The 23195-nt window shown below is 70.0% G+C and carries 24 protein-coding genes and 1 tRNA gene; 10 read left to right on the forward strand and 15 right to left on the reverse strand.

Going from position 1 to position 23195, the window contains the following annotated elements:
- Nucleotides 1–49: 49 nt before the first annotated feature.
- The 4 genes from CSX12_RS10015 to CSX12_RS10030 all read left to right on the forward strand — a co-directional run bounded on the left by CSX12_RS10015 (nucleotide 50) and on the right by CSX12_RS10030 (nucleotide 2851).
- On the forward strand, nucleotides 50–757 hold the full coding sequence (locus CSX12_RS10015) for a hypothetical protein (protein ID WP_017202340.1): 708 nt from the start codon (nucleotides 50–52) through the stop codon (nucleotides 755–757).
- Nucleotides 735–1148 carry a phage holin family protein gene (locus tag CSX12_RS10020; RefSeq protein ID WP_017202341.1) on the forward strand — a complete coding sequence of 138 codons (414 nt, stop codon included), beginning with the start codon at nucleotides 735–737 and terminating at the stop codon, nucleotides 1146–1148. The genes CSX12_RS10015 and CSX12_RS10020 overlap by 23 nt, the downstream gene beginning before the upstream one ends.
- Nucleotides 1145–1708, forward strand: coding sequence for a DUF3618 domain-containing protein (locus CSX12_RS10025; protein ID WP_017202342.1), 564 nt, complete (start codon nucleotides 1145–1147; stop codon nucleotides 1706–1708). The genes CSX12_RS10020 and CSX12_RS10025 overlap by 4 nt, the downstream gene beginning before the upstream one ends.
- A 63-nt stretch (nucleotides 1709–1771) precedes the next feature.
- Nucleotides 1772–2851 (forward strand): YihY/virulence factor BrkB family protein, encoded by a 1080-nt coding sequence (locus CSX12_RS10030; RefSeq protein ID WP_124895675.1) that lies wholly within the window; start codon nucleotides 1772–1774, stop codon nucleotides 2849–2851.
- Nucleotides 2852–2859: 8 nt separating this feature from the next.
- Here the strand turns inward: CSX12_RS10030 and CSX12_RS10035 are convergent, their stop codons facing one another.
- The 5 genes from CSX12_RS10035 to CSX12_RS10055 all read right to left on the reverse strand — a co-directional run bounded on the left by CSX12_RS10035 (nucleotide 2860) and on the right by CSX12_RS10055 (nucleotide 11099).
- The gene (locus CSX12_RS10035) at nucleotides 2860–3576 is read right to left on the reverse strand and encodes a TetR/AcrR family transcriptional regulator C-terminal domain-containing protein (protein ID WP_124895676.1); all 717 of its coding nucleotides are present in this window, start codon (nucleotides 3574–3576) and stop codon (nucleotides 2860–2862) included.
- 99 nt (nucleotides 3577–3675) lie between these two features.
- Nucleotides 3676–5793 carry a ComEC/Rec2 family competence protein gene (locus CSX12_RS10040; protein ID WP_124895677.1) on the reverse strand — a complete coding sequence of 706 codons (2118 nt, stop codon included), beginning with the start codon at nucleotides 5791–5793 and terminating at the stop codon, nucleotides 3676–3678.
- Nucleotides 5794–6356: 563 nt separating this feature from the next.
- Nucleotides 6357–6965: a ComEA family DNA-binding protein gene (locus CSX12_RS10045; protein WP_124895678.1), complete on the reverse strand. Its 609-nt coding sequence runs from the start codon at nucleotides 6963–6965 to the stop codon at nucleotides 6357–6359.
- Between the two features lie 204 nt (nucleotides 6966–7169).
- Entirely contained in the window at nucleotides 7170–9755 is a 2586-nt protein-coding gene (gene leuS, locus CSX12_RS10050) for a leucine--tRNA ligase (protein WP_206427064.1), read from the reverse strand.
- 24 nt (nucleotides 9756–9779) lie between these two features.
- A complete protein-coding gene (locus tag CSX12_RS10055; RefSeq protein ID WP_124895679.1) occupies nucleotides 9780–11099 on the reverse strand; it encodes an anthranilate synthase component I family protein in 1320 nt (439 codons plus the stop codon).
- Between the two features lie 41 nt (nucleotides 11100–11140).
- On the opposite strand from CSX12_RS10055, the gene CSX12_RS10060 reads away from it, so the two are divergent.
- The 3 genes from CSX12_RS10060 to CSX12_RS10070 are packed head-to-tail and all read left to right on the forward strand — an operon-like array spanning nucleotide 11141 to nucleotide 13707.
- Entirely contained in the window at nucleotides 11141–11812 is a 672-nt protein-coding gene (locus CSX12_RS10060; protein WP_017202349.1) for a DedA family protein, read from the forward strand.
- Nucleotides 11813–11816: 4 nt separating this feature from the next.
- On the forward strand, nucleotides 11817–12842 hold the full coding sequence (locus CSX12_RS10065) for a phosphatase domain-containing protein (protein ID WP_017202350.1): 1026 nt from the start codon (nucleotides 11817–11819) through the stop codon (nucleotides 12840–12842).
- A gap of 1 nt (nucleotide 12843) precedes the next feature.
- The gene (locus CSX12_RS10070; protein ID WP_124895680.1) at nucleotides 12844–13707 is read left to right on the forward strand and encodes a 3-methyladenine DNA glycosylase; all 864 of its coding nucleotides are present in this window, start codon (nucleotides 12844–12846) and stop codon (nucleotides 13705–13707) included.
- A 3-nt stretch (nucleotides 13708–13710) separates the two neighbouring features.
- Here CSX12_RS10070 and CSX12_RS10075 read toward each other — a convergent pair whose 3' ends face one another.
- The 4 genes from CSX12_RS10075 to CSX12_RS10090 are packed head-to-tail and all read right to left on the reverse strand — an operon-like array spanning nucleotide 13711 to nucleotide 16917.
- Nucleotides 13711–14895, reverse strand: a complete 1185-nt coding sequence (locus CSX12_RS10075) for a glycoside hydrolase family 3 N-terminal domain-containing protein (RefSeq protein WP_124895681.1) — start codon at nucleotides 14893–14895, stop codon at nucleotides 13711–13713.
- 25 nt (nucleotides 14896–14920) lie between these two features.
- The gene (locus tag CSX12_RS10080; RefSeq protein ID WP_124895682.1) at nucleotides 14921–15577 is read right to left on the reverse strand and encodes an SDR family oxidoreductase; all 657 of its coding nucleotides are present in this window, start codon (nucleotides 15575–15577) and stop codon (nucleotides 14921–14923) included.
- A 24-nt stretch (nucleotides 15578–15601) separates the two neighbouring features.
- Nucleotides 15602–16129: a hypothetical protein gene (locus tag CSX12_RS10085; protein ID WP_124895683.1), complete on the reverse strand. Its 528-nt coding sequence runs from the start codon at nucleotides 16127–16129 to the stop codon at nucleotides 15602–15604.
- Nucleotides 16126–16917, reverse strand: a complete 792-nt coding sequence (locus CSX12_RS10090) for a hypothetical protein (RefSeq protein WP_124895684.1) — start codon at nucleotides 16915–16917, stop codon at nucleotides 16126–16128. The genes CSX12_RS10085 and CSX12_RS10090 overlap by 4 nt, the downstream gene beginning before the upstream one ends.
- Before the next feature lie 96 nt (nucleotides 16918–17013).
- Between CSX12_RS10090 and CSX12_RS10095 the strand changes: the two genes are divergently transcribed.
- Nucleotides 17014–18042 carry a DUF2804 domain-containing protein gene (locus CSX12_RS10095; protein ID WP_124895685.1) on the forward strand — a complete coding sequence of 343 codons (1029 nt, stop codon included), beginning with the start codon at nucleotides 17014–17016 and terminating at the stop codon, nucleotides 18040–18042.
- On the opposite strand, the gene CSX12_RS10100 is transcribed toward CSX12_RS10095, so the two are convergent.
- Nucleotides 18029–19099, reverse strand: a complete 1071-nt coding sequence (locus CSX12_RS10100; RefSeq protein ID WP_017202357.1) for an NAD(P)-binding domain-containing protein — start codon at nucleotides 19097–19099, stop codon at nucleotides 18029–18031. The genes CSX12_RS10095 and CSX12_RS10100 overlap by 14 nt on opposite strands.
- 134 nt (nucleotides 19100–19233) lie before the next feature.
- Between CSX12_RS10100 and CSX12_RS10105 the strand changes: the two genes are divergently transcribed.
- Together CSX12_RS10105 and CSX12_RS10110 are read left to right on the forward strand one after the other, a co-directional pair.
- A tRNA-Ala gene (locus CSX12_RS10105) sits at nucleotides 19234–19306 on the forward strand.
- A 358-nt stretch (nucleotides 19307–19664) separates the two neighbouring features.
- Complete coding sequence (locus CSX12_RS10110) at nucleotides 19665–19847, forward strand: hypothetical protein (RefSeq protein ID WP_124895686.1); 183 nt, start codon at nucleotides 19665–19667, stop codon at nucleotides 19845–19847.
- A 75-nt stretch (nucleotides 19848–19922) separates the two neighbouring features.
- Here CSX12_RS10110 and CSX12_RS10115 read toward each other — a convergent pair whose 3' ends face one another.
- The 5 genes from CSX12_RS10115 to nadD all read right to left on the reverse strand — a co-directional run bounded on the left by CSX12_RS10115 (nucleotide 19923) and on the right by nadD (nucleotide 23190).
- Nucleotides 19923–20207 carry a hypothetical protein gene (locus CSX12_RS10115; RefSeq protein ID WP_026049747.1) on the reverse strand — a complete coding sequence of 95 codons (285 nt, stop codon included), beginning with the start codon at nucleotides 20205–20207 and terminating at the stop codon, nucleotides 19923–19925.
- Between the two features lie 110 nt (nucleotides 20208–20317).
- Nucleotides 20318–21007, reverse strand: a complete 690-nt coding sequence (locus CSX12_RS10120; RefSeq protein ID WP_124895687.1) for an SDR family oxidoreductase — start codon at nucleotides 21005–21007, stop codon at nucleotides 20318–20320.
- 1 nt (nucleotide 21008) lies between these two features.
- On the reverse strand, nucleotides 21009–21401 hold the full coding sequence (rsfS, locus tag CSX12_RS10125; protein WP_026049748.1) for a ribosome silencing factor: 393 nt from the start codon (nucleotides 21399–21401) through the stop codon (nucleotides 21009–21011).
- Nucleotides 21401–22588, reverse strand: coding sequence for a hypothetical protein (locus tag CSX12_RS10130; protein WP_124895688.1), 1188 nt, complete (start codon nucleotides 22586–22588; stop codon nucleotides 21401–21403). Before CSX12_RS10130 ends, rsfS begins: the two co-directional genes overlap by 1 nt.
- A complete protein-coding gene (gene nadD / locus CSX12_RS10135) occupies nucleotides 22585–23190 on the reverse strand; it encodes a nicotinate-nucleotide adenylyltransferase (protein WP_017202365.1) in 606 nt (201 codons plus the stop codon). The genes CSX12_RS10130 and nadD overlap by 4 nt, the downstream gene beginning before the upstream one ends.
- Between the last annotated feature and the right edge of the window lie 5 nt (nucleotides 23191–23195).

A 23195-nucleotide genomic window follows, 5' to 3' on the forward strand; every position in this document is an offset into this window, starting at 1 on the left:
TAGACAGGGGAAACCGATCCCACCGATCGGTCCGCGAAAAGGAGCCCCGATGTCGGAAAACAAAGAGACGACCAGCCTGAACGGCTCGGACGTGCACTCCCCCGATTCCCCAGGCAAGGTCGATGCAGTGAAGCACGAAGCCGCTGACCTGAAGGACACGGCGGCGACGCAGGCGAAGGATGTCCTCGGCACAGCCAAGGACGAGGCCGCCACCGTCGTCGGCGAAGCGAAGACCCAGGCCAAAGATCTCTACGCGCAGACGCAGCGGGAGCTGAAGGAGCAGGCGAACACGCAGCAGCAGCGCGTCGCCGGCGGCCTGCGCTCCCTCAGCGACGAACTCGGATCGATGGCAGCGAACTCCTCCGGGAGCGGCATCGCCGGCGATCTGGTGCAGCAGGTCTCCGGTCGCCTGTCCTCCGCCGCCAGCTGGCTCGGAGACCGCGACCCGGGTTCGGTGCTGACCGAGGTCAAGCGCTACGCCCGTCGCAAGCCGGGAACCTTCATCCTGGCCGCAGCCGTCGTCGGCGTCGCCGTCGGCCGGCTCACGCGGGCACTCGCATCGAACGCGTCGGACGACAAGGACGCCACGCCGGCCCCGGTGCCGCCGCCCGTGCAGGTGCAGCCCGACCCCGCGGTACCGGTCCCCGTCGGTACGACCACGGACGTCGGTGCCGGCACACCGCTGTACGACCAGACCGCGTCGACACGACCGGACATCGGCGGGGAGGACGGCTATGACCGACCCCACACCGTCTGAGCAGAAGGCGGCCTCGACGTCGCTCGGCGACCTTCTCGGGGAGGTGTCGAGAGACATCTCGACCCTGATGCGCCAGGAGGTCACGCTCGCCAAGGCGGAGCTGAAGGAATCCGCAACGAAGTCCGCGAAGGGAGCGGGCCTGATGGGCGCCGCAGGATACGGCGCGCTGATGGCCGTCTTCTTCCTGTCGGTGGCGCTGTGGTGGTGGCTCGGCACCCTGATCGGCGGCGGATGGGCGGCGGTGATCGTCGCGGTCCTGTGGGCGATCATCGCCGCGATCCTGTTCGTCGTCGGACGCGGCCAGTTCGCGCAGGTCGAGGGTGCGCCGCAGACCGTCGACACACTCAAAGAGATACCCGAAACGCTGAAAAGGAATGAGGAGAACCGATGAGCGATTCACCCGATGAGATCAGAGCCGACATCGAGCGGACCAGGGCGGACCTCGGCCTGGACGTCGACGCCCTGGCCGACAAGGTCTCCCCGTCGAAGATGGTCGACCGGCAGATGGGCAAGGTGCGTGGAGCGTTCCACTCCGTCCGCGAGCGTGTGATGGGCACCGCCGACGACACCGGCTCCGCCCTCTCGGACGCCGGATCCCACGTCGGAGACGTCAAGGACCGGGTCGTCGCCAAGGCGGAGGGCAATCCCCTCGCCGTCGGCCTGATCGCGTTCGGCGCCGGACTCCTCGTGGCATCGTTGATCCCCGCCTCCTCCAAGGAGAAGGATCTGGCGGCCACCGTGAAGGACCAGGCGCAGCCGCTCGTCGACGAGGTCACCGATGCGGCGAAGGAGGTGGGCGAGCACCTCAAGCAGCCCGTGCAGGACTCCTTCGCAGCCGTGAAGGAGTCCGCCCAGGATTCCGTCGCCGCCGTCTCGGACGAGGCGCAGACGGCCGCGGCAGAGGTCCGCGGCCAAGCGCAGGATGCCCGCGAGAACATCTCCGGGGCCTGACCCCGCCGGACAGGGAGGACCCGCCTCGCGGCGGGTCCTCCTCTCCCACACGAAGGACCTGCCATGAGCAAGAGCGCCCCGTCCACCGATCGCCGCGCCCCGGACCCGGAAGAGGGACGCAAGCCCGACTCCCCCGACGATCTGCACAGACGCTCGTGGAAGTACGTCCTGCAGAAGACGATCCGCGAGTTCTCGTCCGACCAGTGCACCGACATCGCTGCGGCGCTGACCTACTACGCCGTGCTGTCGATCTTCCCCGGCCTGGTCGCGATCTTCTCGCTCCTGGGCGTCTTCGGGCAGGGCAAAACCGCGAGCGATGCCGTCCTCGACATCGTCGAGCAGGTCGCCCCGGGAGACACCGCAGACACGATCCGCGGACCCATCGAGCAGATGTCCACATCTCCGGCCGCGGGGTTCGCTCTGGTCTTCGGCATCCTGCTGGCGATCTGGTCCGCGTCCGGCTACGTCGGGGCTTTCAGCCGCGCGATGAACCGCATCTACGAGATCGACGAGGGCCGTCCGTTCTGGAAGCTGAAGCCGGCACAGCTGCTCGTCACGGTCATCACCATCGTGCTTCTCGTCGTCGCCGCCATCATCCTGATCGTCTCGGGACCCGTGACCGAGGCTCTGGGCGACGCGCTGGGAATCGGCGACGTGCCGCAGACCATCTGGTCGATCGCCAAGTGGCCGCTGCTCGCCTTCATCGTCGTGCTGATCGTGGCGATCTTGTACTACGCGACTCCGAATGCGAAGCAGCCGAAGTTCCGATGGATCAGCATCGGCGCCCTGCTGGCCATCGTCGTGCTCGGCCTCGCCACGCTGGCGTTCGGGTTCTACGTCGCGAACTTCTCGAACTACGACCGCACCTACGGCTCTCTGGCCGGGATCATCATCTTCCTGCTCTGGCTCTGGATCGCCAACCTCGCGCTGCTGTTCGGCGCCGAGTTCGATGCCGAGCTCGAGCGGGGGCGCCAGCTCCAGGCGGGCATCGCCGCCGAGGAGGACATCCAGCTGCCTCCGCGCGACACCCGCAAGAGCGACAAGGTCGCGCAGAAGGAGCAGAAGGACATCGAGGAGGGACGCCGCCTCCGCCAGCAGTCAGCGGCTGACGACGACTCTGCGGAGAAGGATGCCAGGCACTGACCGGCCCATCACTGGGTGAGTTCGCCATCGAGGCGGTCGAGGAGCGCTTCGAGGGAGGCTTCGAACTCCTCGTCGCTGCGGTCCTCGCTGAGCAGCGCACGCAGACGCGCCACCTGCGGGGCGTCCTCGAGCCCCTCGCGGCCGTCATGCTCCGGGATGTCCGCCCCGCCTTCGTCGAGGGGCTCCGAAGCCGGAGCCGTCTCCGCGCCCCGCGTCGCCGATTCGAGAAGGAGCTGTCCGAGGAGGAAGCTGCTGAACGAGCGGTAGGCGCCGACGGCCTGCTCGTCGCTGAACCCCCGTTCGAGCAGGGCGCTCAGGAAGGTGTCGACCACCTCGACGCTGCGAAGCGGCGGACGCAGCCACGGGGCTGACGGGTGTCGGGTGGCGACCAGCGGGAACGCCCGTGGATGCTCGATGGCGATGCGCCGGACGTGGTGGGCCACGCTCTGCAGGAACCCCTGCCAATGCTCGGCGACCTCATCGTCGAGACGTGCCGTCAGGTCTCCCATCAGGAGAGCCACGACCGCCTCGAGAAGATCCTCCCGTCCGTGGACGTAGCGGTACAGCGACATCGCCTCGACATCGAGCTCCTGCGCCAGCGAACGCATCGACAGACCCTGCGTGCCGACCCTGTCGATCCTCGCGAGAGCCGTCTCGACGATGAGCTCCCGGCTGAGCCCGCGCCCTGCACGCGCGCCCGCCTTGCTCTGCGATGCTTCCGCCATCTCTCCCGGCTCCTGTCTCCGCGTGCGTCCGGCGTCGATCGCTCGCGCCGGCGGTGGATGGAACCAGGTTACTCAGCGGAGAGCGCGGACTTGCCCGTTTCACGGGCCGACCTTCTCCGTCCAGACACGCAACTCGCCATCGCGGAGACCGAGCAGGATGCGCCCGCGCTCGTCGGTACGCAATACCCTCGCGCCGCTCGCGGCCAGCAGCTCCAGCGTCTCGGTGCGCGGGTGCCCGTAGTCGTTGTCGGCCCCGACGCTGAAGAGAGCGGCTCGCGTCGCGAGCGCCTTATACAGATCGGGATCCTGATCCGCGCTGCCGTGATGCGCCACCTTCACCACGTCGTATCGTCCGAGCCTCGCGGCGCGCAGGAGGACTCGCTGGGGCGCCGCGGAGAGGTCGCCGAGGTAGATCGACCGCGGCACGCCTCCGCCGTCGAACTCCATGACCACACTCGCGTCGTTGCCGCTGGGGAACGCCGCCGACGGCCGACGCGGCCACAGCACCCGCCATCTTGCCTGCCCCAGGACTCCGGTCTTGCCCGTCGACGCCTCATCCACCCGCGCTCCTCCGTCGGCGAGGTCGCGGAGGAGTCGACGCTCCGTCTCTTCCGCAGTGGGGCCGTGGAGGACGGCGCCCACCCGTCCGCGCACGGCTGCCGTGCCGCCGACATGGTCCAGGTCGAAATGGGTCAACACGAGCAGATCGACATGGGCGACGCCGAGCGAGCGCAGGCACGCGGAGAGCGGCTCCGGCGCGGGACCCGTGTCGATCAACGCCACAGAGTCCCCGGACCGGACGAGCACGGCGTCACCCTGCCCCACGTCGCACGCCGCGATCGACCAGCCTTCCGGCGCCGCCAGCGTGGCCAGCGGGCCGTCGAGGAGGATCCGAGCCCCTCCGAGCGACAACGCGAGCACGAGGACGGTCGCCGCGCCGCCGCGGAGGAGCGCGAGAACGCGAACGGCCGAGCGCCGTCCCGGTAACGCGGCGGGACGGATGAGCACGAGCACGATCGCGCCGCTCACCGCCGCGACGAGCACAGCGCTCGTCATGCCCGCCGGGAGGAGCAGCTGACCGTGAGGCAGGTCGGCCGCGGTGGTGGCGGTCGTCGCGATCCAGGCGGCGGGAAGCCAGGCCGACGCCGAGAGGAGGTCTGCAACTCCGGGTACGGGCGCGGCAAGACAGGCGATCAAGCCGATCACGGTGGCGATCGGAGCGGCAGGAGCCGCGACCAGGTTCGCGGCGACTCCGACCAGGGACTGCTGCTCCGCGAACAGGGCGATGATCGGTCCGCAGGCCAGCTGTGCGGCGAGCGGGACCGCCACGGCCAGCGCGACGGGCTGCGGCAGGAACCTGCCGAGACCGGCGGCCAGCAGAGGAGCGAGCAGGATGAGGGCCCCGGAGGCGGCGACGGAGAGCGCGAACCCGGGTGTCGCGGCCAGCCACGGATCCGCCAGGAGGATTCCGACGGCGCACAGGGCCAGCAGCCCCGCCCCCGCGCTCGGTCGCCCCAACAGCACCGTGAGCATGCCCACCGCCGCCATGACGGCGGCACGGATCACGCTCGGCTCCGGCGTGACCAGCACCACGAATCCTGCGAGACCGAGGAGAGCGAGGACCACGCGCGCCGCCCGACCGCCGCCGCACAGCGCCGTCAGCCAGAAGATCGCCCCCACGACGATCGCACAGTTCGCGCCGGACACCGCGGTGAGGTGGCTCAGCCCGCTCGACCGCATGTCGTCGTTCAGTGCGTCCGACACCGCCCGCGTGTCTCCCACGGCGAGCCCCGGAAGGAGGCCGGCACCCGGCTCAGGAAGGCGCTGTACCCGCTGCACGAAGGAATGCCGCAAGCCCGCGGCGATGGCGAATACTCCCTCTGTCCCGCGCCTGACCTGGGCCTCGGTCGCGTACACCACGAGTACGGCCCGCTCCCCTGGATCCGTCGCCTCGGCTTCACCGATCACCCGCAGCCGGGCGCCGGGATCGACCCCGTCGGACTCTGGCACGCCGATCCGCACCGGGACCGACACCGCCGAAACCTCTCCAGGCGCTCCCAGGCCGATCGTCTGCGCCTCCACCCACAGCCGCCCGTCGCGTCCCGGCGACGCCGACGACGTCACCTCCGCCTGCAGCTCCACGACCCGCCCGTCCCCCGCGGCGGCCCGTTCTCGAGATGGCGTCGCCGACGCCACCGACAGTGCGACACCGGCCATCACCACGCAGACGACCACCGCGAGGTCGTGCCGCCCCCGGCATCCCCGCGAGTGACGAGCTCGACCGAACAGCGCGATGATGACCGTACCGGCGAGACCTCCCCCCCACCAGGGGCCACGAGGCGCTCGGCCAGAACACCCCGACGAGCGCCGCAGCCCATCCCCCGAGAGCGGGCAGCACCAGACGGAGGTCGCGAGGTCTCCCGGCACGGTGCATGCCAGAAACCGTAGGGTCCGCCGCACCCCGTCGCCGCCCACCGGAACGCTGTCGGCGGACAACCGACGCCACTCACCTGTGGTGCAGAAGGAGCAGTTGAGACCAGATCCCGACATCACCGCCACAAGCCGGGACGAGCGGCATGTCCACGATGAACGGTCAGCAGGTTCGCCGTCCTGCATCCGCGCGGAACACCGCGGAGCGGAGGATCGTCCCCAGGCACGCCCTACGACGGCACTCCGCTCGCCGATGCCCGGACCGAACACGTGGTCCGGAAAGCGATCAGGTCATTGGACCAGGAGGACCCCGGCACGGAGGAGGCGTTCCGCGCCGCCGTGAGAACACCTCATATCCGGACCCCGTCGCGCAGCCCGGCGAGCAGCTTCTCACCGATACCGGGGACGGCGAGCAGATCGTCCACCGAGCGGAAACGGCCATTCTCCTCGCGCCATGCGATGATCCGCTCCGCCAGCGCTGGTCCGATGCGGGGCAGCGACTCGAGGGCGGCCTGGTCAGCCGTGTTCAGATCGATCCGCTCGTCGCCGGACGCCGCACCCCCTGGAGCACCCGACGCCTCCGGAGCCGCCCCGATCGCGGGCACGACGATCTGCTCCCCGTCTTCCAGTAGGCGGGCGAGGTTCACGGCTCCCAGATCAGCCTCCTCCGTCGTCCCGCCCGCGGCCGCGACGGCATCGACGAGACGCGCATCCCTATGGAGCACGTAGAGCCCGGGTCGTGCGACCGCTCCGAGTACATGCACGTACAGCTCTCCGGAGGGCGCGACGGTGCTCCCGTCGGCATCCGTCACCGCAATGGTGTCGACCGGTTCTTCCCGACCTCGTAGGATCCCGATCCCGACCGCCGCGGACAGGACGACCAGGGCCAGCACCACGGCCGCGCCGATGCCGAGACGCAGACGACGCCGCGGCGGGGGCGGTGGCGGCGGGGAAGTCATCGGGCCACGCTAGCGGCGCTGCGAGGGCGCACTCCTCTCGCGACTCGATGCCCGTGCACAACTCCGCGCGATCCGCGCATGTGGAGAAACCCGACTGCTCCTGGTCATCGCTGGCGCAGCGAGGCGTGCACTGCGGCAGGCGCGGTCCACCGGCCCGCGGATGTGAGCCCGTCTGTCGCAGCAGTCCGCCGCGACAGACGGGATTCAGCCCTTGACGACGATGCTGACGATCTTGGGCGCGCGCACGACGACCTTGACGATCTCCCGGTCGCCGATGGACCGGATCACGCGCTCGTCCGCGCGCGCCAGCGCCTCGAGCTCCGACTCCCCGATCCGCGCGGGGACCTCCAGCTGCGCGCGGACCTTGCCGCCCACCTGCACGACAGCCGTGACCGTGTCCTCGACCAGCAGCGCCGGATCCGCGGAGCGCCAGGTCACCAGGCCGACGGAGGGCTCATGACCGAGAAGCTCCCACATCTCCTCCGCGGTGTGCGGGGCGATCAGGTCGAGCATCACGGCGATCGTCTCCGCGGCTTCGCGCACCGCGGGGTCGCCCGCTCCGCGAGGGCCGTCGATCGTCTTGCGCGTGATGTTCACGAGCTCCATCAGGCGGGCGACCAGCACGTTGAACTTCGTCTGCTCGACCAGCGCCGGCGCCTCGGCCAGCAGCTTGTGGGTCGCACGCCGCAGCGCCGCATCGCCGCCGTCGAACGCCACGTCGATGGGGCTGGAGACCTCATGGGCGATCCGCAGCGCGCGCGAGAGGAACTTCTGCGCACCCGTGGTCGACACGTCGGCCCAGTCCTTGTCATCCTCCACGGGACCGGCGAACGCCAGGCCGACACGCAGCGCGTCGGCACCGTGCGCGTCGAGCTCCTCCTGGAAGAGCACCAGGTTGCCCTTGCTCTTGGACATCTTCTGCCCGTCGAGCAGCACCATGCCCTGGTTGATCAGGTTCGAGAACGGCTCCGTGAAGTCGATCAGCCCCATGTCGAACAGGACCTTGGTGATGAACCGTGCGTACAACAGGTGCAGGATCGCGTGCTCGACGCCGCCGATGTACGAGTCCACCGGGGCCCAGCGATCGGCCTGCGCCGGGTCGAACGCCACGGTGTCGCTGTTCGGCGACAGGAACCGCAGGAAGTACCAGGAACTGTCCACGAACGTGTCCATCGTGTCGGGATCGCGCAGCACGGGATCACCGGTCTCGGGGTCGACCGTGCGCACCCAGCTCTCCGCTCCACCCAGCGGCGACGTGCCCTTGGGCTTGAGGTCGAGCCCCTCGACGCTCGGCAGCTTCACCGGCAGCTTGTCCTCCGGGACGGGGATGATCCGCCCGTCCTCCGCGTGCAACATCGGGATCGGAGTGCCCCAGAAGCGCTGACGCGAGATCAGCCAGTCGCGCAGACGGTAGTTCTTCGCGGCGCGACCCGTTCCGGAAGCCTCCAGCTGCTCGATCGCGCGAGCGATCGCGTTGCGCTTGGACAGCCCGTTCAGCGCGCCGGAGTTGATCATGCGCCCCTCACCCGTGAGGGCGACGCCCGTGGACGCCGGGTTCTGCTCGTCGAGTGCGGCGCCGGTGTCGATCGGCACGCCTTCTTCGTCGACCTCGATCACCGGCATCGCGCCCGTGACGGGGGCGGTCGTGTCGACGACGACCTTGACCGGCAGGTCGAACGCGCGGGCGAAGTCCAGGTCGCGCTGGTCGTGTGCCGGGACGGCCATGACGGCGCCGTGCCCGTAGTCGGCCAGCACGTAGTCCGCAGCCCACACCGGCAGCTTCTCGCCGTTGACCGGATTGATGGCGTAGCGCTCCAGGAAGACACCGGTCTTCGGGCGGTCCGTGGACTGCCGGTCGATGTCCGACTCCTTCTGCACCTGCTCCAGGTAGTCCTGGAAGCGCTGGCGCACCTCGGCCGGCGCCTCAGCCGCCAGCTCGGCGGCCAGATCGGAGTCCGGCGCCACGACGAAGAACGTCGCTCCGTGCAGCGTGTCGGGACGCGTGGAGAACACGGTCACCGGCTCGTCGCGACCCTCGATGCGGAAGTCCACATCGGCGCCGATCGAACGGCCGATCCAGTTGCGCTGCATCTGCAGCACCTTGTGCGGCCAGAAGCCCTCCAGCTGGTTCAGGTCGTCCAGCAGACGGTCCGCGTAGTCGGTGATGCGGAAGTACCACTGGGTCAGCTTCTTCTTCACGACCTCGTAGCCGCAGCGCTCGCAGCGCCCGTCGACGACCTGCTCGTTCGCCAGCACGGTCTGGTCGTTCGGGCACCAGTTGACGGGGCTCTTCTTGCGGTAGGCCAGGCCACGCTCGTACATCTTCAGGAACAGCCACTGGTTCCAGCGGTAGTACTCGGGGTCGGACGTGTGCAGCACCCGGCTCCAGTCGAACGAGACGCCGTACGCCTCGAAGCCGACCTTCTGCTGCGCGATGTTCTGATACGTCCACTCGCGGGGGTCGGCGCCCTGACGGATCGCCGCGTTCTCGGCCGGCAGACCGAACGAGTCCCAGCCGATCGGGTTCAGCACGTTGTGCCCGCGATGACGCCAGAACCGCGCCACGATGTCGGAGTACAGGTAGTTCTCCGCGTGCCCCATGTGCAGATCACCCGACGGATACGGGAACATCGCCAGCACGTAGCGGCGCGGCCGCGTGTCTTCGTCGCCTCCGGTGAGGAACGTGCCGTTGTCCGCCCAGTACTTCTGCCACTTCTTCTGGATGGCGTGCGCCGACGGGGTCTCCTCGTCGGAGGGAGCGGTGGACAGGTTCTCAGACAACGAACGCACGACCAATCTGTGGAAAAAGCGGGATCAGTTCAGGATATCGGAACCCCAGGGCACCGGCAGTTCGGCGCCGAGCGCGGCCAGCGGGGCCTTCGCCTTGGTGGCGACCTCCGCCACCTCCGCCGCCGCGACCGAGCCCCACGTGATGCCGCCGCCGGCTCCGACCGCGGCGCCCGCCTCGTCGATCAGGATGCTGCGGATCACCATCGCGAGATCGACCGCCCCGTCCACGCCGATGTAGCCGAAGCACCCCGCATAGACGCCGCGCGGACCGCCTTCGAGTTCGTGCAGCCGCGTCATCGCGGAGAGCTTCGGGGCGCCGGTCATGCTTCCGGCGGGGAACGTGGCCGCCAGCAGCGCCCCGACCGTCGTGCCCGGAGCAGCAGCGCCGCTCACCGTGCTCACGAGCTGGTGCACGGCGGGATAGCTCTCGACCGTCCAGAGGCCGTCCACCCGGATGCTCCCCGGCACGCACACGCGGGAGAGGTCGTTGCGCATCAGGTCGACGATCATGACGTTCTCCGCGCGCTCCTTGCGGTCGGCGGCGAGCTCTGCGGCGAGCTCGGCATCCTGCACGGGGTCGGTGCTGCGGGGGCGCGTGCCCTTGATCGGGCGGGTGCGGATGACGCCGCCCCGGACGTGGAGGAACTGCTCGGGGCTCGCGCTCAGCAGCGAGCGTCCGCCGATCCGCACGAATCCGCCGTGGTGCGAGGGGGTCGCGGATCGGAGGCGGCGGTACACCTGCGCGGCATCGTGCGAACCGGCGACGGTGAACCGGGTCGTCAGGCAGAGCTGATAGGCGATGCCGGCCCTGATGAGATCGCGGCAGCGCTCGATGAGCACGGCGTACTCTCCCGGGTCGTGCCTGGCCTCCGCGGGCAGCCGAGCGGACGTCGGGCGCTCGGCGTCTTCGGGCTGCGGCTGCCGGCTCCACTCCTCGACGTCCGCGGTCCACGTCCCTTCGTCGTCGGTGCCGTTCAGCGCCCATGCGCGACCGGTTGCGTGGTCGAACGCGACGGCGGACGTGACGCGCAGCCACGACAGCGCCGACGCCGGGTCGTCGCTCCTCGTCGGGGCGCCGGCAGCGGCGGCGCCGCTCTCGTAGTCCCGCCACCCGACCCAGCCGCCCCGGAACGGCGGCAGCGCGGAGTCGTCATCAGCGGCGGCGAGGTCGACGTCCTCCGGCAGCGCGGAAGGGACCCCCGTTCCGACGAAGCTCCAGCCCTCGGTCGCATCCGCGCCGGCGTCGAGCCAGAAGACGTCCGCGGCGCGCTGTTCGAGCGTCCGGAACACCTCGGCTGGCCGCACCCGCGAGCGCAGCGGACGGGCGGTCAGACGTTCGGGCACCTTGCCAGCCTACGACCGGCGTGCTCCCGTATCCTCATGGGGTGGATGACCTCCTGCTCTGGCTCCTCGACGCGGTGCAGTCGATCGACCCGATCACCCGCACCCTGGTCGCTGGTCTCGCCGTGCTGCTGGAGACCAGCATCCTCATCGGCCTCATCGTGCCGGGCGACACCATCGTCATCATCGCGTCGATGGGCGTGGCCACCCCGTGGGAGGGCATCGCGATGGGCGTCGCGGTCGTCGTCGGCGCCCTGATCGGCGAGAGCATCGGCTTCTGGCTCGGCCGCTGGCTGGGTCCGCACATCCGGGCATCGTGGCTCGGACGCCGGATCGGCGAGCACAACTGGGTCCGCGCCGAGAACTACCTCGCCCGCCGCGGAGGCATCGCGATCTTCCTCTCGCGCTTCCTCCCCGTGCTGCATTCGCTGGTCCCGCTCACCGTGGGGATGAGCGAATACCCGTACCGGCGCTTCCTGGCCTGGACCGCTCCGGCCTGCATCATCTGGGCCACCGCTTATGTGAGCGTGACCTCGCTCGCGGCGGGGAGCTTCCGCGACCTGGTCGACCGCGTGCACTTCGCCGGGTACATCTTCGTCGGCGTGATCGCCCTGTTCCTGCTGCTGGCCTACCTCGGCAAGAAGCTGCTGCAGCGTCTCGAGGCGCGGCACCTGGAAGCACCGGAGGCGGAGGCGGACGCCGACGTGAAAGACTGAGCCAATGGCATCCGCTCCCCCGGCCCCCCGGATCCACTGGTTCGCCCGACTCGAACATCGCCTCCATGTCTGGCGTGAGGGTCGAGCGCGCCGTCGCGGCCGTGTCGCCACCATCCTCCCGTTCCCCGGCTACGGCGGACCCGGCTGGGTGCGCGTCGTCGGACGCGTCCTCATCGTGCCTCCGCAGCGTCGCACGCGAGACGGCGAACCGGCGAGTGTCCGCGGATGGCGCAGCTTCGTCGGGATCCCGGTCGGGTTCGCATCGGTCACGGTGCACATGGGGGACACGACGCATCAGGTCGTCGCCGACCGCGGCGGCGTCGTGGACGCGATGATCAAGGTCGACCTCGAACCGGGCTGGCAGACGTTCCAGATCTCCGTCGAGGGACAGGAACCGGTGGAGGCCCGGGCGTTCATCGTCGCGGCGGAGACCCGTTTCGGGGTCGTGTCCGACGTCGACGACACTGTGATGGTGACGGCTCTTCCGCGTCCGTTCATCGCGTTCTGGAACTCCTTCGTCCTCGACGAGCATGCGCGCATCCCGGTCCCCGGCATGGCTGTGCTGCTCGACCAGCTGCTGCGTCAGCACCCCGGCGCCCCGATGGTCTACCTGTCGACCGGGGCATGGAACGTCGCGCCCACGCTGTGGCGCTTCCTCGGCCGTCACCTCTTCCCCGCAGGCTCCATGCTCCTGACCGACTGGGGGCCCACTCATGAGCGCTGGTTCCGCAGCGGCCGTGAGCACAAGCTGACCAACCTCCGCCGCCTGGCGACCGAGTTCCCCGACGTGAAGTGGCTCCTCATCGGCGACGACGGTCAGCACGACGAGGCGATCTACAGCCAGTTCCTCGAGGAGTACCCGGATTCCGTGGCCGGAGTGGCGATCCGTCGCCTGCTTCCCGCCGAAGCGGTCCTCGCCGGTGGTCGTGCCGAGCACGAGCCGCACGCCGACGACGCCGCCCCCTGGGTCAGCGCCGAGGACGGCGCAGGACTCCGCGACCAGCTCGGCGACGTCGGCATCCTGCACTGACATGCGCATAACCCGTCCGGACTGGATCGCCCGCGAGAAGGCGCATCAGGAGCGCGCCGATGCGCTCACGGCCGACCATCGGGATCGAGCGTCCCGTTCCGAGAAGCACCCGGTGTGGGACTTCCTGTTCACGTACTACTCCTACAAACCGGCGCAGCTCCGACGCTGGCACCCGGGAGCAGGGATCGAACTCGCGGACGCCGTCGAGCGCCTGGACTGGCGCTGGTACTCCCCCGGTCGCAGCGACGACGGCGCGGTCCCCGACGCGGCAGCGTTCGCCGCCGACAAGCCCGAGCTGGCCGCTCTCGTCGAGCGGATGCTGCGGCGCACCGCCTCCCGCCCCGGCCAGTTCGGCTGCTTCGGGCTGCACGAATGGGCGATGGTCTACCGCGCGGAGGAGCATCGGCATGCCGTCCCCCTCCGGCTGGGACGCGCCGGCACGGACGCGGTGGTCGAGAGCCACGATCTGCGCTGCACGCACTTCGACGCCTTCCGCTTCTTCACCCCCGACGCGGTCCCGCGCAATCGCACGATGCTCACGCGGGAGGAGCAGCCGCTGGTCGAACAGCCCGGCTGCCTGCACGCGGGCATGGATCTGTACAAGTGGGCGACGAAGCTCGGCCCCCTGATCCCCGGCGAGCTGCTGCTCGACACGTTCGAGCTGGCTCGCGACATCCGGCTGCTCGACATGCAGGCGGCGCCGTACGACCTGTCGGCGTGGGAGATCACGCCCGTGCCCATCGAGACCGCCGAGGGCAAGGCGGAGTACGTCCGACGTCAGCGCGGATTCGCGGACCGCGGCGCGGCGCTGCGGACGGCACTGCTCAGCGCCTGGCTGGGCGAGAGCGCCAGAAGCGCGGCCTGAGGATCAGTGCGCCGGATCGCAGTCGGCGCAGACCGACCAGCGCGCGGCCGCAGCGCTCAGCTGCAGCCGCAGCGTGACGACGCGGACCGCCGCCTCCTCCAGACGGTCCGCGGGAAGCGTGCCTGCTTCGACCGCGGCGGCGATCCCCGCCGCCATCCGCGAAGCCGTCCCGGCATCGGATCCCGCGACCATCAGCACCAGGTCGTTTCCTGCGGCCACCGCGGCGATGCCGTTGGCGACCGGATCGGCGTACGCGGGATCGCCCGATGACAGCAGCATCCCGAGGTCGTCCGTGACGGCGACGCCCTCGAAGCCCAGTTCCTCCCTGGCGATCCGATGCCATTCGGGCGACAGGGAAGCCGGGAGCGGATCGACCGCCGTATACGCCAGATGGCCGTACATCAGCAGAGAGGCCCCGGCGTCGATTCCCGCCGCGAACGGCACAGCGTCCGAACGTCGCCAGTCGTCGAGCGCCAGAGGGCTGCTCGGGATCGCGTGATGCGAGTCTCCCGCAGCAGCACCGTGGCCGGGGAAGTGCTTCAGCGTCGAGGCGACGAACGGCTCCTGGGCCTCAGTGGCTGCCGCGACGCGCTCGGCGGCGGCGGCAGGATCGGTGCCCAGCGCGCGGCCGTGGATGAAGGAGGCGGGATCGTCGGTCACGTCCGCGACGGTGCCGAAGTTCACCGTGATGCCCGCGCGGGCCACCAGCGACCCGCGTGCCGCGAACGCTGCGCTGGTGTCGGCGACCGGCCGCTCCTTCAGCGAGGTGGACGCCGGGTAGTCGTCGCCCGCCAACCGCGACACGATCCCGCCCTCCTGGTCCGCCGCGATCAGGGGCGGGAGCGCGGGGTCGACGGTGAGCGCAGCCGTGAGAGCCTGCAGCTCGGGCTCCGTCGCGGGGATGTTGGGCCCCATCAGGATGAACCCGCCGATGCCCGACTGCATGTACGACCGGAGGAGCGCGGGATCGGTGCTCGCGACATGACCCATCACGATGGTCGAGGCCCGCTCCGCCACGCTCATCTCTCGGACGAGAGACGCCGCGCGGTCGGCGAGGGCATGCGGCGGAGCGCTCTCGGCGGCGGCACTCGCGGGCACCGGCTCACGGACCGCCGCCGTGGCCCCTGGCACCGCGCAGAGACCGCAGAGGAGAGCGACCAGCGCACCCGCAGCCCACGGATACCTCATGCCGCTCCCCTGACGCGATGCATCGTCAGCAGGCGAGAGCCTGCTCGATCGGCACCGCCGACTCCGCGTCGCCGTTGCCGAAGCGGATGGTCCGCCCGATCGTGCACGGCTCCTGAAGAGAAGCGGCGATCACGGCGGCCACGTCGGCGCGGGAGACGGCGCCGCTGCCCTCAGGGTCGATCCGGATGCGACCTGTCGGCTCGTCGAAGGTGAGGGTGCCGGGAGCGAGGATCGTGCCTTCGAGACCCGAGCCGCGCAGGTGCTCGTCCGCAGCCCACTTCGCGTCCGCATACGGGAAGAAGGAGTCGTCCTCCGGCACGCCGTGATCCGCAGTGGAGCCGAGCCAGGACACCATCACGTATCGGCGGACGCCGGCGCGCTCCGACGCATCCATGGAACGCTGGGCGGCGTCGCGATCGACCGCATAGGTGCGCTCCGGCGAGCCTCCTCCGGCGCCGGCCGACCAGACCACGGCGTCGTGACCGCGGATGAGCTCCGCCAGCTCGTCGACGTCGAGACCCTCGACATCGGCGACCAGCGCGCGAGCACCCGTGGCCTCGACGTCGGCGATGTGCTCCGGATTGCGGATGACACCGGTCACCTCGTCTCCGCGGGCGGCGAGGAGAGGGGCGAGGAGCAGGGCGATGCGGCCGTGGCCGCCGAAGACGAGGATACGGGACATACCTTCACCCTACGCTCCGGCCCGTCAGCGCGGGGTCTGCTCGCTGTCGATCACGAACGCCTGCGGGTGCGAGGGCAGGTAGCGGACCACGACGGGCTCCCCGCCCGGGAAGTAGGCATCCCGATCGGGGTAGACGGCGGGTGTGAAGAAGTTGCTCTCGAGGGTGTACTCGACCCCCTCGGCGGTCGTGAAGGTCACCCAGTCGCCGTCGACCGTCGCCGTCGTCGGGCGACCGTTGTCGTAGATGTACGCGCGCGTGACGGGAACCCCGGTCAGGCTGAGGATGCCGATCACGAGCGAGCCCAGCATCGCGAACGCCAGGATGCGGAACACGATGCGCACGACCGCGCTACCCACCTGTCCCCGCGGTCGTCCCTCGCCGGAGAGCAGCCCTTCGCGTTCGCGGATGCTGCGCAGCGCACCGCCGGGCGCGGCGGTCTTGGCCGATGCGGCGAACAACCCGAGGATGGAGAACCCCGCGATGAAGACCATGGCGTAACCGTGCGCCGCGGGGAAGTTCACCAGCCACATGAGCGTGTCCAGCGCGTTCATCGCCCCTCCTCCTTCTCGATGGTCACGGCGACCGTCTGCGGGTCCTCCCGCCGATAGAACGCCCACACCGGCGCACCGACCTGGAGGTGCGGCACGGCCTGCGGGTACACGAACACCGTGGTCTCGGCCTCCCAGGTCGGCGCCCCGTCCGGTGCCATCAGCACGCGCAGCTGCAGCTCGCTCTGTCCCTCACGACGCCGACCGGTCGGCCGCACCTCGAGCACGGATGCGGGCACCTGCGTGCCGGAGGTGCGCGCCCGCACCTGGCCCGGGGGGATCAGACCGTGGTCGATCCGCCATTGCAGCATCGCCTCCCGGACCGACGGATCGCTGAGGTCAGCCAGCTCCACGGTGTCCCGATCGCTGAGGCTGTACCGCACGGGAACGGGAACCCCGACCTGCAGGCTCGCCAGGTCCGAGGCGTCCACGAGCATCCGCAGCTGACCGATGAACTCGTCGGCGCCGGTGGGACTCACCCGGATGTACAGGTCGTACTGCGGGACGTCGTTGACCGTCAGGCCGGTTCGGGAGAGCTCGACGATGGTTCCCACCCCGATCTGAGCTTCCCCGCGGACGCGCTTCCGGCGGCCGAGACCCGACGTCATCCCGCCGAAGGTCAGCAGCAGCCCCCAGGCGACGCCGATGAGGATCGGAGCGCCGAGCGTGTCGTCTCCCGCGAACGGCAGCACCGATTCGCGCTGATCCACCCCGAACAGTCCTTCTCCGACCCAGATGAGCAGCCAAGCCGACAGCAGCAGCCAGACGACGGTGAAGACGATGCGCAGCATGCTCCCCAGCGTATCGAGAACACGTCGATCGTCCCGCACCCCTACAATCGGGCTACGACGCCGACCCGCAGCGGTGTCCCTTCGGATGGCAGGACGATGACGCCCACCCCCTCGACCGAGCGCGAGATCCTCGCGCGCATATCGCTGACCCGTGCGGACGGCGGACTGAACCCGGAGGCGCTGGGGTGGTCGCGCACTCCGTTGCACGACACCTCCGGCATCCCGGACCGGCGCTCGTGGGGACGCAACAAGCGCTGGGAGTACTGGAATGTGATGAGTCCGGCGCACCTCGTCTCACTCACCGTCTCCAGCGTCGATTACATGTCCCTCCACGAGATCTGGGTGCTCGACCGGGCCACGGGAGAGAGCGCGGGGTCGACCGTGATCTCACCCGGGAGCCGCAGCGCCGAACTTCCGGCCTCGCTCGGCGAGGGACCGGCGCGTGCCCGCACCCGGCGCCTGACGATCGACGTCGACGAGTCGCTCGACGGAACCCGCCTGCGCGGACGCGCACCCGGAGTCTCCTTCGATATCATGGCCGCCCGCCCTCGCGATCACGACTCGCTCGGTGTGGTCGTGCCCTGGCTCCGGGAGGAAGGAGACCCGACGCGCTTCCAGTACACCGTGAAGGACGTCGCCCGTCCCGCCACCGGGTACCTGAGCGTGAACGGCGTCGCGCATGACCTGCCTGCCGGCAGCTGGGCGGTGCTCGACCACGGGCGCGGACGCTGGCCGTACCGCGTGCACTGGAACTGGGCGGCCGGCAGCGGGATCGTAGAGGGCCGCGTGATCGGGCTGCAGCTCGGCTCGAAGTGGACCGACGGCTCCGGAACGACTGAGAACGCCCTCGTCGTCGACGGCCGGCTCTCCAAGCTCGGCGAGGACTACGTCTGGGACTACGACCCCGAGCGGTTCATGCAGCCGTGGCACATCCACGGGGAGACCGCGGATCTGACGTTCACGCCCTTCTACGACAAGCACTCGCAGACCAACGCCCTGGTGATCGCGAGCAGGACGGATCAGCTGTTCGGCGTCTGGTCGGGCTGGGTGCGCGACGTCGAGGGCGCCCGTGTGCGCGTCGACGGGATCGAGGGGTTCGCGGAAGACGTGCTCAACCGCTGGTGACGGGCGCGGCAGCACGCTGAAGCGCCCGCTGGACACCCTTCGCGGCCGCCCGCCCCGCCCGATTGGCCCCGATGGTGCTCGCGGAGGGACCGTAGCCGACGAGCTGCACGCGCGGGTCCGCGACCGCCGTCGTGCCGCGACCGCCGCGGTCGAGCTGAATGCCTCCGGCCGCACTGCGCAGGTGCAGCGGGGCCAGGTGCGTGATGGCGGGCCGGAAGCCGGTCGCCCAGAGGATCACGTCGACGCGCTCGAAGGATCCGTCCGCCCAGCGCACCCCGTCGGGTTCGATCCGCGAGAACAGCGGCCGGCGGTCCGCGTAGGCGCCGAGCTGCTCCGCCTCGCGCTCCTGCGGCCGCAGCATCAGGCCCGTGACGCTGACCACGCTCTCCGGAGGGAGCCCGGCGGCGACCCGCTGCTCGACCAGCGCCACGGCGGCCGCTCCGGCCTCCGGCGTGAAGTCGTCGGTCCGCCAGACCGGAGGCCGACGCGTGACCCAGAGCGTGTCGGTGAGGGGCGCCAGCGCGCCGAGGAACTGCACCGCTGATGCTCCCCCGCCCACCACCAGGACGCGCTTGCCGCGGAAGTGCTCCGGGCCCGGGTAGTCCACGGTGTGCAGCTGCTCCCCGAGGAACGTCTCCATGCCGGGGAAGTGCGGCAGGAACGGGTGCGTCCAGGTCCCGGTGGCGTTGACGAGCGTCCTGGTCGTCCACTCGCCCTCCGGGGCGCGCACGACCAGCAGGCCGTCGTGGTCCTCGACGCGCTCGACGTGCACCGGGCGGATCACCGGAAGAGCGTGCCGCTGTTCGTACGCGGCGAAATACGCGGGGACAGCCACGTTGGCGCGCGCGTCGTCGCGCGGAGGAGGGTCGTCGGAGGGCAGCTCCGCCACCCCGTGCACGTCGCGCATCGTGAGCGCGTCCCAGCGGTGCTGCCAGGCGCCGCCGGGCTTGTCATCCGCATCCAGCACCACGTGCGGGATGCCGAGTCGCCCGAGATGGAAGGACGCCGAGAGCCCGGCCTGCCCTGCGCCGATCACGAGACTGTCGAGGATGCTCACGCTGATCAGAACGCCCGGCCCGCTCCGGTTGTTCCACCGGACGGGACGCGCCCGGGCGCCCTGGCTCGATTCGTGCTCGCGGCGAATCCTGTAGTAGGCTTTTCACGTTGCTCCGGCCGGTCCGGAGAGCGTTTGGGCCTGTGGCGCAGCTGGTAGCGCACCTGCATGGCATGCAGGGGGTCAGGGGTTCGAGTCCCCTCAGGTCCACCGAGAAAGCCCCTGGTTCGCCAGGGGCTTTTCGCGTTCTCACGCCGGCACTGATCGCTCCTTTCCCGTCCGGACGGCGAGCTGACACGCTGTGCTGACTGGACTTTCAGGCAACTGACCCTGGACAAACGTCTAGGCATGCCGTTTACTGAGTCGGGGCCGCACGCCCTGCACCCGCAGTCGTCGGGGCGCCGCTTCGTCGGCAGATCAGGATCCCCACCATCGCCCGAACGGTGGTGGGGATCCTGATACGCCCCTGTTCCTCGCGATAGCGCGCCGCCCCTCCGGCGTCAAGGCATTCGTCACGGCGCGTGCGGCGGTCGTACCGTGAGCGCATCCCTCGACGAAAGGATGCCCCATGTCCAATCCCACCCCTCCCCTCGTCCCGCTGCCCGACGACGATCACGGCGACGTGCCCACCCGGGAGGTCGACGGCGACGAGACCCTCGACACCGACATCGACGACGCCCTCGTCGACAGCGCGGAGGCCGACCGTGCCGCGTCCACGGAAGACGCCGACGACACAGACGACCTGCGCTGAACCCGCACCGCGGAAAACAAGAGCGCACCGTCTCCACGGAGACGGTGCGCTTCTTTCGACGCGCGCTGGTCGCGATCAGGTCGCGAGCAGGGGCGGACGGTGAGGGATGGAGATCGGGCGCGTCGCCCTGCCGGTGTGCTGCATCCGCTCGACCTCTTCGAGGACCTCGAACGCAGAGCCATAGCGCAGAGCCAGGGGCAGCTCGCGCAGCCAGGTCACCTCGACCTCCGTCTCGGCGAGTTCGTACACGCAGGCCACGACATGGCGAGGGTCGTTCTCGGGGTAGCGCAGGTCGTTGATCACCCACTCCGACGACGTGATGCGGTGAAGCACGAAACGCGGATCAGGAATATCAGACATGTGCGGGCCCTCCAGGACTCTCTCTCAACGAGAGTGCCCCGCCGTCCGGCGGAGGGGAAGGCCCTTGACACCTGAGGAAGACCGGCTACGCCGTGCCGTCACGCCCGGGGTCAGCGCCCAGGACGGATCGTCAGTTCGGTCAGGTGAGCGTCACGCGGCAGGTCGAGTGCGGTGAGGATGGTGGTCGCGACCGCGTCCGGGGTGATGAACTCCCCCGCGTCGTAGTCCTGACCCTCCTGCTGGCGCACCCGCTGCTGCATGGGCGTGGCCGTGCGGCCGGGGAAGACCGAGGTCACCCGCACGCCGTGCTGCGCCTCTTCGGCACGCAGCGCATCCGCCAGGGCGCGGAGACCGTGCTTGGAGGCGGCATAGGCCGACCAGCCGGGGCTCGCACGCAGGCCCGCACCCGAGTTGACGAACACGACATGCCCCTGCGAGACGCGCAGCACAGGCAGCAGCAGCCGGGTCAGCTCGGCGGGGGCGATCAGATTCACCGCCAGCTGCTGCTCCCAGATCGCCGGCGGAAGGTCTCCGACGTCGCCGAGATCGACGACGCCGGCGACGTGCACCAGCGAATCGATGCGCTGCGGGAGCTGCTGCTTGGAGAGCGCCCAGGAGAGCCGACCCGGCTGAGCCAGGTCGCCGACGAGGACCGTCGCTCCAGGGAGTTCCTCGGCGATGGTCCGGGCGCGACCGGCATCACGGGCGAGCGCGACCACGTCGTCACCGCGGGCGAGCAGTCGACGAGAGAGGACAGCGCCGATGCCGGATCCGGCACCGGTGACGAGGTGCGTCGTCATGTCAGCGAGGGTCTGCGGCCGTCTCGGCGGCGGGCTCCGCGATGTCGATGGGCACGATCGGGCAGTCCTTCCACAGGCGCTCGAGGCCGTAGTACACGCGCTCCTCCTGGTGGAAGACGTGGACGATCAGGTCGCCGAAGTCCAACAGGACCCAGCGGGCCTCCGCGCGTCCCTCGCGGCGGACGCGCTTGTGGCCGGACTCGATCAGCTTGTCCTCGATCTCATCGGCGATCGCGGCGACGTTGCGCTCGCTGTTCCCGGTGACGAGGAGGAAGATGTCGACGAGCGGAAGCGGCTCGGAGACGTTCAGCGCCAGCAGATCCTCTCCACCCTTGGCGACGGCGGCTTCGGCGGCGATGCGGAGCATCTCTTCGGCGGTTTCAGGTGATTGCATCAAATCAGTTTCGTGGTGAAGGCGATGACGAGGACGACGCCGATCGCGAGGGCGAGCCCGCCGGCGACGATGGCGAGCGTCACCATCAGGCGGTTGCCCTTCTCGGGAGCAGGAGGCCGGATGACCTCGCCCGCGGGCTTGATGGTGCTGACCGCCGAGCTGGCGGCGATCGGCGTGGGAGACGACGCGGGAGGCAGCTCGCCGTCGATGAGAACGGAGTCGACCTCCTTGCCGTCGGTCGTTCCGAGCGCGTGCCCCTGGGAGCCCATGCCCTGCGGAAGTTCGTAGGAGCCGGTGATCAGGATCTCACCGGTGGAGGCGACAGGGCCGGACAGCGAGCCCTCGCCCGGAGAGGGCGTGAAGATGAGGGCGTTCGGAGCGGAGTGCTGCGAGCCGGTCGAATCGCTCACCGAGAGGAGCTCATCGAAGGACGGGCGGAACGGCTTCTGCGGCTCGGGAGCGTCGGAGAGCACGCCCTCGCCGAAGGACGAGCTGACCGTCGGCCGTGCACCCGCGGGGATCTCCTCCTCGTCGGCGTCGTCGACGTCCGCGAGGACATCATCGCCTGCTGCCGTGGCGTCCGGCTCGTCCGTCAGACCGAGGGCAGCCTCGGTCTCGTCGGGACGCGCTTCCGCCGCGGGTTCTTCGGAGGACTCGAGCGGGACCTCGCCGACCGTATCGGCGACGGAGGATGCCCGCACGGGCTCGCCGGCGGCCTCCTCACCGAGGTCGGAGTCGTCGTCCTCCGAGTCGGAACCGAATGCCGGAATTCCGGAGACGATCTCGCTGGCTCGGTCGTCCACCTCGACGGGAGCGGAGCCGACCGGCTCTTCGCGGTCGGTCGAGGCTTCGTCGGTCGAGTCGGCTTCCTGCGCCGCCTCCGAGGACTCGTCCGCCTCCTCCGCACCGATCACGGGGACGGAGGCGGTGCGGACCTTCTCGAGCTCGCGCGCCCGACGGCGTGTCAACGGGGCGTCGCGGTGCTCGGCGTCGTCAGCGGGGGTCGGAGCAGGCGGGATCACGGCCGGCTCCGCGGGGCGCGGCAGCGGCGGCGCGGGCGGGGCCGGCGGTGCCGCTTCCGCCGCGGCAGCGGCTTCCTCGCTGGAGATCACCGGGGTCGATCCCGTCAGCCGGATCTCCCGCAGCTGCTTGCGTGTCAGCGGACCCTGCTGATCCGATGTACTCATGCCTTGCTCCGATACAGATGATGCTTCGCGATGTACTGAACGACCCCGTCAGGGACCAGATACCAGACCGGCTGATCGTCGCGAACGCGTTCACGGCAGTCCGTCGACGAGATCGACAGCGCCGGCACTTCCAGCTGGCTGACGTCGTCGCTCGGGAGGCCGTCTGTGCTCAGGACATGTCCAGGACGTGAGACCGCGACGAAGTGGGCCAGCTGCCACAACTCATCATGGTCCCTCCAACTGAGAATTTGCGCTACGGCGTCCGCTCCCGTGATGAAGAAGAGCTCCGCGTCCGGTCGATCCCGCTTCAGGTCCCGCAGCGTGTCGATCGTGTAGGTGGGCCCCTCACGATCGATGTCCACCCGGCTCACGGTGAACTGGGGATTCGACGCGGTCGCGATCACCGTCATCAGGTAGCGGTGCTCGCTGGGCGACACCTCGGACTTCTGCCACGGTCGTCCGGTCGGGACGAAGACGACCTCGTCGAGGCCGAAGGAGTGGGCGACCTCGCTGGCGGCGACCAGGTGGCCGTGATGGATGGGGTCGAATGTCCCGCCCATCACGCCGATGCGCGGGGGGCGCGTGGTCGCAGCGTCGTTCATGGGGG

This window comes from Microbacterium sp. Y-01, assembly GCF_003856715.1.
Lineage (GTDB): Bacteria > Actinomycetota > Actinomycetes > Actinomycetales > Microbacteriaceae > Microbacterium > Microbacterium algeriense.

Bases quoted from the DNA above. Each gene is read 5' to 3' on its own strand.
- CSX12_RS10015 (WP_017202340.1), top strand. From the start codon at position 50: ATGTCGGAAAACAAAGAGACGACCAGCCTGAACGGCTCGGACGTGCAC.
- CSX12_RS10035 (WP_124895676.1), bottom strand. From the start codon at position 3,576: ATGGCGGAAGCATCGCAGAGCAAGGCGGGCGCGCGTGCAGGGCGCGGG.
- CSX12_RS10115 (WP_026049747.1), bottom strand. From the start codon at position 20,207: ATGTCTGATATTCCTGATCCGCGTTTCGTGCTTCACCGCATCACGTCG.
- CSX12_RS10085 (WP_124895683.1), bottom strand. From the start codon at position 16,129: ATGAACGCGCTGGACACGCTCATGTGGCTGGTGAACTTCCCCGCGGCG.
- CSX12_RS10070 (WP_124895680.1), top strand. From the start codon at position 12,844: ATGCGCATAACCCGTCCGGACTGGATCGCCCGCGAGAAGGCGCATCAG.
- rsfS (WP_026049748.1), bottom strand. From the start codon at position 21,401: ATGCAATCACCTGAAACCGCCGAAGAGATGCTCCGCATCGCCGCCGAA.
- CSX12_RS10020 (WP_017202341.1), top strand. From the start codon at position 735: ATGACCGACCCCACACCGTCTGAGCAGAAGGCGGCCTCGACGTCGCTC.
- nadD (WP_017202365.1), bottom strand. From the start codon at position 23,190: ATGAACGACGCTGCGACCACGCGCCCCCCGCGCATCGGCGTGATGGGC.
- CSX12_RS10080 (WP_124895682.1), bottom strand. From the start codon at position 15,577: ATGTCCCGTATCCTCGTCTTCGGCGGCCACGGCCGCATCGCCCTGCTC.
- CSX12_RS10025 (WP_017202342.1), top strand. From the start codon at position 1,145: ATGAGCGATTCACCCGATGAGATCAGAGCCGACATCGAGCGGACCAGG.
- CSX12_RS10095 (WP_124895685.1), top strand. From the start codon at position 17,014: ATGACGCCCACCCCCTCGACCGAGCGCGAGATCCTCGCGCGCATATCG.
- CSX12_RS10045 (WP_124895678.1), bottom strand. From the start codon at position 6,965: ATGACTTCCCCGCCGCCACCGCCCCCGCCGCGGCGTCGTCTGCGTCTC.
- CSX12_RS10090 (WP_124895684.1), bottom strand. From the start codon at position 16,917: ATGCTGCGCATCGTCTTCACCGTCGTCTGGCTGCTGCTGTCGGCTTGG.
- CSX12_RS10030 (WP_124895675.1), top strand. From the start codon at position 1,772: ATGAGCAAGAGCGCCCCGTCCACCGATCGCCGCGCCCCGGACCCGGAA.
- CSX12_RS10040 (WP_124895677.1), bottom strand. From the start codon at position 5,793: ATGGCCGGTGTCGCACTGTCGGTGGCGTCGGCGACGCCATCTCGAGAA.
- CSX12_RS10120 (WP_124895687.1), bottom strand. From the start codon at position 21,007: ATGACGACGCACCTCGTCACCGGTGCCGGATCCGGCATCGGCGCTGTC.
- CSX12_RS10075 (WP_124895681.1), bottom strand. From the start codon at position 14,895: ATGAGGTATCCGTGGGCTGCGGGTGCGCTGGTCGCTCTCCTCTGCGGT.
- CSX12_RS10065 (WP_017202350.1), top strand. From the start codon at position 11,817: ATGGCATCCGCTCCCCCGGCCCCCCGGATCCACTGGTTCGCCCGACTC.
- CSX12_RS10130 (WP_124895688.1), bottom strand. From the start codon at position 22,588: ATGAGTACATCGGATCAGCAGGGTCCGCTGACACGCAAGCAGCTGCGG.
- CSX12_RS10110 (WP_124895686.1), top strand. From the start codon at position 19,665: ATGTCCAATCCCACCCCTCCCCTCGTCCCGCTGCCCGACGACGATCAC.